Source organism: Streptomyces sp. NBC_01267 (assembly GCF_036241575.1).
In the GTDB taxonomy this organism is placed as follows: Bacteria; Actinomycetota; Actinomycetes; order Streptomycetales; family Streptomycetaceae; genus Streptomyces.
On the sequence record NZ_CP108455.1, the window covers coordinates 6,252,324 to 6,263,438 of the forward strand.

The 11,115-nt window shown below is 73.8% G+C and carries 1 protein-coding gene (cut by a window edge); it reads left to right on the plus strand.

The annotated features are described in order from the left end of the window. Positions 1-11,049, plus strand: the 3' portion of a protein-coding gene (locus OG709_RS28415; RefSeq protein WP_329168067.1) for a type I polyketide synthase. It extends 4,074 nt beyond the left edge of the window; only the last 11,049 of its 15,123 coding nucleotides appear in the window; its start codon lies off the left edge, out of view; it ends in the stop codon at positions 11,047-11,049. Positions 11,050-11,115: the final 66 nt, after the last annotated feature.

Below are 11,115 nucleotides of genomic sequence, written 5' to 3' on the forward strand. Positions count from 1 at the left end.
GCCGGGAACGCCTACCTCGACGCCGTCACCCGCAGCCGGCGCGCCCGGGGCCTCGCCGGAACCACCCTCGCCTGGGGCATCTGGTCGGCCGACGGCGGCGGCATGGCGAAGGACGTCGTCAGCACCGAACTCAAGTGGCGGGGACTCCCGTTCATGGACCCCGAGCTCGCGATCGCCGGGCTGCGGCAGGCGGTGACCGACGACGAGGCGTTCCTCGCCGTCGCCGACGTGGACTGGGAACAGTTCGTCCCGGTCTTCACCGCCGCCCGCCCGCGCCCGCTGCTCGACACCGTCCCCGAGGTCCGCGCCGTACTCGACCGTGAGAAGCGCACCGACGCCCCGGCGACCGACGCCCACTCGGCCGCCGGGGCACTGCGGGAGCAGCTGCGCCCGCTGTCCGCGCAGGACCGGAGCAGCGCCCTGCGCGACCTGGTGCGTACGTATGTCGCTGCCGTACTCGGGCACCGGACCCCGGACGGGATCGACGACGGACGCCCCTTCCGCGACCTCGGGTTCGACTCCCTGCTCGCGGTCACGCTGCGCAACGCGCTCCACGCGGCAACCGGCCTGAAGCTCACCACCACGCTCGTCTTCGACTACCCGAGCGTGACCCGACTGGCCGCCCATCTGGGCACGGTCCTCTTCGGTGACGCCCGCCCCCCGGCACCGGTACCGGCCGTCACCACGGGCGCGTCCGACGACGACGCCATCGCGATCGTGGGCATGGGCTGCCGGTTCCCCGGCGAGGTGACGGGCCCCGAGGACCTGTGGCGGCTGATGAGCGCCGGGGAGGACGCCATCGGCCCCTTCCCCGACGACCGGGGCTGGAACCTCGATCAGCTCTACAGCCCCGACCCGGACGAGGCGGGCAAGACGTACGTCCGCACCGGGGGTTTCGTCCGGGACGCGGGCCGCTTCGACGCCTCGTTCTTCGGCATCTCACCACGCGAGGCCCTCGCGATGGACCCGCAGCAGCGCCTCCTGCTCGAAACCTCCTGGGAGGCCATCGAGCACGGCAGGATCGACCCGCACAGCCTCCGCGGCAGCGAGTGCGGCGTCTTCGTCGGCGCCGCACACAGCGGGTACGGGGCGAGCCTGCGACACCTACCGGAAGGCGTCGAGGGGCATCTGGTCACGGGCACCGTCACCAGCGTCGCCTCCGGCCGTATCTCGTACACGCTCGGCCTCGAAGGCCCCGCGGTCACCCTCGACACGGGCTGCTCGTCGGCTCTGGTGGCGCTGCACCTCGCCGTGCGGTCGCTGCGCTCGGGGGAGTGCTCGCTGGCCCTGGCCGGGGCCGCCTCGGTGATCTCCGCGCCGATCGGCTTCCTGGGCTTCAGCCGCCAGCGCGGGCTCGCGGCGGACGGCCGGTGCAAGGCGTTCTCCGAGGACGCCGACGGCATGGGCTTCGCCGAGGGCGCCGGGATGGTCCTGCTGGAGCGGCTGTCGGACGCCCGGCGCAACGGCCACCGGGTACTGGCGCTGGTGCGCGGCAGCGCGACCAACCAGGATGGCGCCTCCAACGGCCTGACCGCGCCCAACGGCCCCTCCCAACAGCGGGTGATCCAGCAGGCGTTGGCCGACGCGGGACTGTCGCCCGCCGATGTGGACGCGGTGGAGGCACACGGTACGGGCACACCGCTGGGCGACCCGATCGAGGCGCAGGCGCTGCTCGCGACGTACGGACAGGGGCGTGCGGACCGGGCGGACGGCGAGCCGCTGTGGCTCGGGTCCGTGAAGTCCAACATCGGCCACACCCAGGTCGCCGCGGGAGCTGCCGGGCTGATCAAGATGGTGCTGGCGATGCGGCACGAGCTGTTGCCCAAGTCGCTCCATGCGGAGTCCCGTTCGTCGTACGTGGACTGGTCGGCCGGAGCGGTGGAACTGCTGACCGAGGAGCGGGCGTGGCCCCGGACGGACCGGCCGCGCCGGGCGGGCGTGTCGTCGTTCGGCGTCAGCGGGACGAACGCGCACGTCATCCTGGAAGAGGCGCCGGAGCCTCCGGTCGAGGCGGTCGAGGCGGTCGAGGCGGTCGAGGCGGTCGAGACGATCGAGTCCGGCGAGTCCGGCGATCCGGTGGCGACGGACCCTGAAGCGGTGGTGCCGTGGGTGATGTCGGGCCGCAGCGCCGGGGCGCTGCGGGAGCAGGCGTCCACGCTGGCCGGATCGGCCGAGGAGGCTGACCGCGCGGATGTGGGTTGGTCGCTGGTGCGTACGCGGTCCTCGTTCGAGCACCGGGCCGTCGTGGTGGGGGAGTTGGGCGAGGGCCTGTCCGCCGTCGCCGGAGGTGTACCGGGCGCGGGTGTGGTGAGTGGTGTGGCAGGGCCGGTGGGCCGGCCGGTGTTCGTGTTCCCGGGGCAGGGGGCGCAGTGGGCGGGCATGGCGGTGGAGTTGCTGGGGTCGTCGTCGGTGTTCGCGGGACGGTTGGCGGAGTGCGAGCGGGTTCTGTCCGGCTTCGTGGATTGGTCGTTGGTGGATGTGTTGCGGGGGGTGGTGGGTGCGCCGTCGTTGGAGCGGGTGGATGTGGTGCAGCCGGTGTCGTTCGCGGTGATGGTGTCGTTGGCGGCGTTGTGGGAGTCGTTCGGGGTGGTGCCGTCGGTGGTGGTGGGGCATTCGCAGGGGGAGATCGCGGCTGCGTGTGTGGCGGGTGTGCTGTCCCTGGAGGACGCCGCGCGGGTGGTGTGCGTGCGCAGCGCGGCGATCGGTGCGGTGGCCGGCCGGGGCGGGATGGTGTCCGTCGGGGCCTCGGTGGCCGTGGTGGAGGGGCTGCTGGAACGCTGGGACGGGCGGGTTTCCGTCGCCGCGGTGAATGGTCCCTCGCAGGTCGTGGTCTCGGGCGAGCGCGCCGCCCTGGACGAGTTCGTCGGCGTGTGCGAGGGGCTGGGGGTGCGGGCGCGCCGGGTCGCGGTGGACTACGCGTCGCACTCGGCGGCGATGGAGGAGCTGCGGGAGGGGCTGGCCGCCGAACTGAGCGGGGTGTCACCGCGGGCGGGCCGGGTGCCGGTGGTGTCGTCCGTGTCGGGCGGGTACGTGGACCCGCTGACCATGGACGGCGGGTACTGGTTCACGAATCTGCGGGAGCGCGTGCGGTTCGCGGATGCGGTGGAGTGTCTGGCGGAGGACGGCTTCGGTGTCTTCGTCGAGGTGTCCTCGCATCCGGTGCTGACGGGCGCCGTCGAGGAGCTGCTGGAGGCGCGCGGTGGTGGACAAGGCGTCGTGGCAGGGTCGTTGCGCCGTGGTGAGGGCGGCACGGAGCGATTCCTGACGAGCGTGGCGGAGCTGTGGGTACGGGGTGCGGAGGTCGACTGGTCGGCTGCGTTCCACGGCACCCGGCCGCACGTCGTCGACCTGCCCACGTACCCCTTCCAGCGTCAGCACTACTGGCTGGAGGAGCAGGCAGCCCCGGCCCTTCCCGCGTCCGACCCGGTCGACGCCGAGTTCTGGGCGGCCGTCGAGGGCGACGACCCTGCGGCTCTCGCCGCCACCCTCGGCATCGACGACGACCAGGACCGGCTCGGGTCGCTGCTGCCCGTACTCGCCGACTGGCGCCACCGGCGGAAGCAGACATCCGTACTGGATTCCTGGCGCTACGGCATCTCCTGGCAGCCCGACACCGACGAAGCTGGTTCACGCATCTCCCGTATCTCCCGCATCGACGGCTCCCGTTGGCTCCTGCTCGTCCCGGCAGGCCTGGCCGAAGGGGCGTCCGCGTGGGCGTCCGAGGCCGGGCAGGGACTGGAACGGCAGGGCGCACATGTGCGGTTCGTCGAGGTGGAGGGCGCCGACCGCACGGAACTGACCGGCCGACTGCGGGACGCGGCAGCCGACGGCTGCACCGGGGTGCTGTCGCTCCTGGCCCTCGATGAACGTGACGTACGACAGGAACACCGTTCGGACGGGCCGTCGCATGTGAACACGGCGGTCGCCGTGATCCAGGCGCTCGGCGACGCCGGGATCACGGCGCCGCTCTGGTGCGCGACCCGGGGCGCGGTGTCCGTCGGGCGTTCGGACCGGTCCGTCGACCCTGGTCACGCCCTGCTCTGGGGCCTCGGCCGGATCGCCGCGCTGGAGTATCCGCAGCGGATCGGCGGACTGGTCGATCTCCCTGCCACCCCGGACGACCGCGCGGTCGAGCGCCTGGTCGCAGCGGTGACCGGACGGGAGGGCGAGGACCAACTGGCCGTCCGCCCCAACGGGTTGTACGTGCGCCGCCTGATCCGCAAGCCGCTGTCCGACACCCCGGCCGTGCGCTCCTGGCGGCCCACCGGCACCGTCCTCGTCACCGGCGGCACCGGCGGCATCGGCGCGGAGATCGCCGCGTGGCTCGCCGGGAACGGCGCCCGCCATCTGCTGCTCACCAGCCGCCGGGGCGAACAGGCCCCAGGGGCAACGGAGTTGAAGGCGCGCTTGGGAGCACTCGGCGCCGAGGTGACCGTGACCGCGTGCGATGTGGCGGACCGCGACTCTCTGGCGCTGCTCCTGGAGTCCGTACCGGACGAGCACCCGCTGACCGCGGTCGTGCACGCCGCAGCCGTCCTCGACGACTGTCTGCTCGACGCGCTCACCCCCGAGCGGGCCGCGACGGTCCTGCGCCCGAAGGTGGACGCGGCACGCCATCTGCACGAGTTGACGCAGGACGCCGACCTCGACGCCTTCGTACTCTTCTCCTCGCTGGCCGGAACCCTCGGCGGGCCCGGTCAGGCCAGTTACGCTGCGGCCAACGCCTACCTCGACGCCCTGGCCGTCGCACGACGGTCCCAGGGGCTGCCCGCCACCTCCCTTGCCTGGGGTGTCTGGGGAGAAGTGGGGCTGGCCAGCGGGGAGTTGGGTGAGCGGCTGCGCAGCACCGGCATGGGGCAGATGGCTCCGGAACTGGCGCTCACCGTGCTCCAGCAGGCGCTCGATCAGGACCTGACCTGTCTCGCGGTCACCGACGTCGACTGGCAGCGGTACGGGCCGACCTGCACCGAAGGCCGCTCCGGGCGGGTACTCGACAGTCTGCCCGAGGCCCGTGCCACCGCCCCAGGTGCGACCCCCTCCGGCGCCGACACCGGCTCCCGGCCCGTCGGCGAACCGTCGGACGCGGGATTCGCCGGGACGCTCGCCGGGCACGCGCCACTCGAACGGGAACAGGCGCTGGTGGCGCTCGTACGGACCCAGGCGGCGTCGGCGCTCGGCCTGCCGGGCCCCGACGCGGTCGATCCCGACCGGGCCCTGCGCGACCTCGGTTTCGACTCGCTGACGGCGGTCGATCTGCGGAACCGGCTGAACGCGGTCACCGGTCTGCGGCTCCCGGTCACCGTGGTCTTCGACCACGCGACGGCGGCCCGGCTGGCCAGGCACCTGGACACCGAGCTCTTCGGTGCGGCGTCCACGGCCCCGCACCCCGAAAGCCCCCTGCAACTGACCGCCACCGCAACGGACCTCACCGACGATCCGGTCGCGATCGTCGCGATGAGCTGCCGTCTGCCGGGCGGGATCAGCACCCCCGAGGAGTACTGGGACCTGCTGGCCGAGGGCCGCGACGCCGTCTCGGTCCTCCCGGCGGACCGTGGCTGGGACATCGAGCGGCTCTACGACCCGGACCCGGACCGCCCCGGCACCTTCTACACCCGGGGCGGCGGGTTCCTGCACGACGCGGGCCGCTTCGACCCGCTGTTCTTCGGCATCTCGCCGCGGGTCGCCCCGGCGATCGACCCCCAGCAGCGGCTGCTGCTGGAAACCGCGTGGGAGGCGTTCGAGCGGGCCGGGATCGACCCGGCGGCGGTCAAGGGCAGCCCGGTCGGAGTCTTCGTCGGCTCCAACTACAACGACTACGGGTCCAGGCTGAGGAGCGCACCGGGCGAGTACGAGGGGCAGCTGGCCACCGGCAGCGCGGCCAGTGTCGCCTCGGGCCGGGTGGCGTACACCTTCGGGCTGGAAGGCCCGGCGGTCACCGTGGACACCGCCTGTTCGTCGTCGCTGGTGGCACTGAACCTGGCGGCCCAGGCGGTGCGGTCCGGCGAGTGCACCATGGCGCTGGCGGGCGGGGTGACGGTGATCTCCACCCCGGACACCTTCATCGAGTTCAGCCGGCAGGGCGCCCTCTCGCCGGACGGCCGGTGCAAGGCGTTCTCCGCCGGGGCGGACGGCGCGGGCTGGGCCGAGGGCGTGGGCATGCTCCTGGTGGAGCGGCTGTCCGAGGCCCGCCGCCACGGCCACCCGGTCGTCGGGATCATCCGCGGCGCCGCGGTCAATCAGGACGGCGCGTCCAACGGGCTGACCGCGCCGAGCGGCCCCGCCCAGCAGCGGGTGATCCGGCAGGCCCTCGCCAACGGCGGTCTCACCGCGTCCGACGTGGACATGGTGGAGGCGCACGGCACCGGCACCAAGCTGGGCGACCCGATCGAGGCCGAGGCGCTGCTGGCGACCTACGGCAAGGACCGCCCGGCGGACCGGCCGCTCTGGCTCGGCTCGGTGAAGTCCAACATCGGTCACACCCAGGCGGCTTCGGGTGTCGCCGGGGTCATCAAGGCCGTACTGGCCATCCAGCGCGGCACCATGCCGCGCACCCTCCACGCCGCCGAGCCGTCGCCGTACATCGACTGGTCGACGGGCACCGTGCGGCTGCTCACCGAGGAGCGTCCGTGGCCCGGCGGCGACACTCCGCACCGGGTCGGCGTGTCCTCGTTCGGTGTGAGCGGCACGAACGCGCACGTGATCATCGAGCAGGCCCCGCCCGCCGAAACGGCGGCCGACCAGGCCGCCCCCTTCGCCGGCCCGTCCACCGACCCGCCCGCCGAACTGTCCGACGCGCCGCACGCCGCGTCCCCGCAGGCCGGGCCTCCGGCGCCAGAACCTGTCCGGGGCCCCACGGCCGGACTGCTGCCCTGGACCCTGTCCGCACGCACCGCCACCGCCCTGACCGCGCAGGCCGAGAACCTGCTCGCGGCTGTCGAAGGACGCCCCGGCGCCGAGGCCGTGGACATCGCGCACACCCTGGCGGGGCGCGCCCGCTTCGATCACCGGCTGGTCCTCTGGGGAGCCGACCGGGCGGAACTGCGCGCCCGGCTCACCGCCTGGCTGCCCGGTGACGGCCGCCCGGCGACGCCGTCCGCCGCAGGTGTCGTGAGCGGCGGCCGTACCGCCTTCCTCTTCTCCGGCCAGGGCGCGCAGCGCCCCGGCATGGGCGGCGAGCTGTACCGGACCTTCAAGGTCTACGCCGACGCCTTCGACCAGGTCTGCGCGCATGTCGACCTGGAACTCGAACGGCCGCTGCGGGACGTGGTGTTCGCCGATCCCGACGGGCCGGACGCCGCGCTGCTCGACCGTACGGACTACACGCAGCCCGCACTGTTCGCCGTCGAGGTCGCGCTGTACCGGCTCTACGAGTCCTGGGGTGTCACCCCGGACTATCTGGTCGGGCACTCCATCGGTGAGCTGAGCGCCGCCCACCTGGCGGGGGTGTTCACCCTCGCCGACGCGTGCCGGCTGGTGGTGGCCCGGGGACGGCTGATGCAGGAACTGCCCTCGGCCGGCGCCATGGTCGCGGTGGCCGCAGCCGAGGACGAGGTACTGCCCCTGCTGGCCGGACGTGCGGACCGGATCGCACTGGCCGCACTCAACGGACCGGCGGCGACCGTGGTCTCCGGGGAGCCGGACGAGGTGGCCCGAGTGGCGGACCACTTCACCCGACTGGGCAGGAAGACACGGCAGTTGCGGGTCAGTCACGCATTCCACTCACCTCAGATGGACGCCATGCTGGAGCGCTTCGCCGAGATCGTCCGGGGCATTCCGATGGCACCGCCGACCCTTCCCGTGGTCTCCGGCGTCACGGGGGAGCGGGCCACCGCCGAGCAACTGTGCACGCCCGAGTACTGGGCGTCGCAGCTGCGCGAACCGGTCAGATTCGCCGACGCCGTCGGTTTCCTCACCCGCGAGGGGGTCAGCCGCTTCCTGGAGGTCGGCCCCGACGCGGTCCTCGCCGCGATGGCCGTGGACTGCCGGGCGGACGACGCTCCCGGGGTGGTGGTGCCCGCGGTCCGCCGCGGCCGGGACGAGGCCGGGTCGGTGATCGCGGCGGCGGCTCAGCTGTACGTCCACGGCGCCCCCTGCGACTGGTCAGCGTTCTGCCCGGACGGCCGCCTCACCGAGCTGCCCACCTACCCGTTCGACCGGCAGCGGTACTGGCTGGACGCCCCGGGGCCGGACGGGGACGTCACCTCGGCGGGCCTCGGCCGGGACGGCCATCCGCTGCTGGACGCCGTACTGCAACTCGCCGCCGGTGAAGGGCTGTTGTTCACCTCGCTGCTCTCCGTCCAGCGCCATCCCTGGCTCGCCGATCACGTCATCGACCGTGCCACCGTGCTGCCCGGCACCGCCTTCGTCGAGCTGGCCGTCCGGGCGGGCGACCGGGCGGGCTGCGGGCAGATCGGCGAACTGACCCTGCAGGCGCCGCTGGTGCTGCCCGAGCGAGGTGCCGTACAGGTGCAGATCCGGATGGGAGCCGAGGACACGGCGGGCGCGCGCACCCTGACGGTGCACTCCCGCCCGGCCGGAGCCCCCGACGGTGAACCGTGGCAGCAGCACGCCACCGGCACGCTGCTGTCCGACGCGCGGGCCGATGTGCCGACCGGTGTTCCGGTCGGGGAGCCCGCCCCGGACCAGTGGCCGCCCGCCGAGGCGTCCCCGGTCGAACTGGGCGATTTCTACGCCGCGTTGGCCGAGCTGAGTGCCGATTACGGCCCCGCGTTCCAGGGGCTTCGTGCCGCCTGGCGGCACGGGTCCGAGGTCTTCGCCGAGGTGAGCCTGCCCGAGGGCGTCGATGTCACCGGGTACGGCCTGCACCCGGCGCTGTTCGACGCCGCACTGCACACCATCGGGCTGGGCGCGGCGGGTGACCGGGGCCAGGGGGTGATGCCGTTCTCCTGGCGCGGGGTGGTCCTGCACACCTCAGGGGCGACCCGCCTGCGGGTCCGGCTCCGGGACACCGCCGAGAACACCGTGTCCGTACAGGTCTGGGACCCCTCCGGCCGTCCGGTCGCCTCCGTCGACTCGCTGGCGATCCGGCCGACCGCCGGGGCCCGGCCGCACCGTACGGCGGCACCCCTGGAGACGCTGTTCCGCACGGAGTGGCCCGAGATCCCGGCGGCCCCGCTGCCGACCGGACCGGACTGGGCGCTGATCGGCTCACCCGATGGGTGGCCGGGGCTCGACGGCCCGCTCGCCCGCGCGGGAACGCCCGGCGCGTATCCGACGATCGCCGCGCTGTCCGAAGCGGTCAGGGCGGGCGGGACCGTACCCGACCGGGTCGTCGTGAGCGCCACGCCCGCCGCCGACACACCCGCCGCCACGCCCACCACCGCCACGCCCGCCGCCGGCGAGTCGGCCCGAGCCGTCCGGGCCGCGTGTCACCGGGCGCTCGCCCTGGTCAAAGAGTGGCTCGCGGACGACCGGTTCGCCGCATCCCGGCTGGTGTTCGTGACCCGCGGCGCGGTCGCCGCCGACCCCGGCGCGGACCTGACCGATCTGCCCGGCGCCGCCGTGCACGGGCTGATCCGGGCCGCCGCCTCCGAACACCCGGGGCGCTTCGCCCTGGTCGACACCGACGCGACCGAGGAATCCGCGGCTGCGCTGCCCCTCGCCGTAGCTTCCGGCGAACCGCAACTCGTGGTGCGCGAGGGCCGGGTCCGCGCCGCCCGGCTGGCCCGGGTCCCGGCGGCAGCGGACCGTACGGAACCGGTCTGGGATTCGTACGGAACCACGCTGGTCACCGGTGCCACCGGCACACTGGGCCGCCTCGTCGCCAGGCACCTGGTCACCACCCACGGTGTCCGGCGGCTGTTGCTGCTCAGCCGGAGCGGACCCGCCGCCGACGGCGCGGCCGAGCTGCGCGCCGAGCTGACCGCTCTCGGCGCCGAGGTGACGGTAGCGGCGTGCGACGCGGCGGACCGTGCGGCGCTGAGCGCGCTGCTGGACACCGTCCCCGACGCGCATCCGCTGACCGCGGTGGTGCACGCGGCCGGCGTCGTCGACGACGGGCTGATCACCGCGCTCACCCCCGAGCGGATCGACGGGGTGCTCGCACCGAAGGTCGACGCCGCACTCAACCTGCACGAACTCACCGCGTCCCGGCCGGTCTCGGCCTTCGTCCTGTTCTCCTCGCTGGCCTCGACGTTCGGCGGCGCAGGACAGGCGGGCTACGCCGCGGGGAACGCCTTCCTCGACGCGCTCGCCGCACGCCGCAGGGCGCACGGACTCCCCGCGGTCGCCCTGTGCTGGGGGCCGTGGGCCGAGCTCTCCACGATGACCGGCGGACTCGCCGCATCGGACCACGCGCGGTTCGCACGGGGCGGGGTGACCCCGCTGTCCTCGGACGACGGACTCGCCCTGCTCGACACCGCCTGTGCGCGCGACGAGGCGGTACTGGTGCCCGCCCGGATCTCCGTCACCGGGTTCGCCGGGCCGCACGAGGTGCCCGCGCTGCTGCGCGGCCTGGTGCGCGGCCGGGCCAGGCCCGCCGTGGTCGCTCCCGTACCGGAGCGGCCCACCGGTTCGGCGGACCGGCTGGGCGCCATGTCCGCCGCCGAACGTGCCCGCGCGCTGCTGGAGCTGGTCCGGGCCGAAGCCGCACGGGTGCTGGCCTACGCGGGGCCCGAACTCGTCGAAGCCGAGCGGGGCTTCCTGGAGATGGGATTCGACTCGCTCAGCGCGATCGAGCTGCGCAACCGTCTCGGCAAGGAGACCGGCCTGACGCTTCCGGCGACCCTGCTCTTCGACTACCCGACGCCGGCCGCCCTCGTCGCGTACCTCGGCGAGATCTTCCCGTCGGAGGCCGAGCGGGTACTCGGCCCGATCCTCGACGAGCTGGCGAAACTGGCGGCGAACCTGCCCGAGGTGACCGCCGCCGACGAACTGCGCGGCCGGGTGGAGAGCAGGCTCCGGGAGCTGCTGTCCGAGGTGGCGTCGGAGGACACGGCGGACACCGTCACGTCCATGGCGGTCGACGACCTCGAATCGGCCACCGACGAGGAGATCTTCCAGTTCCTCGACAACCAGCTGGACACGTGAGAGCAGCGGAATGCCGAATGGGGAGCACGCCGTGCAAGAGGCGACGCGGTCCGGACGAGGGGCGAA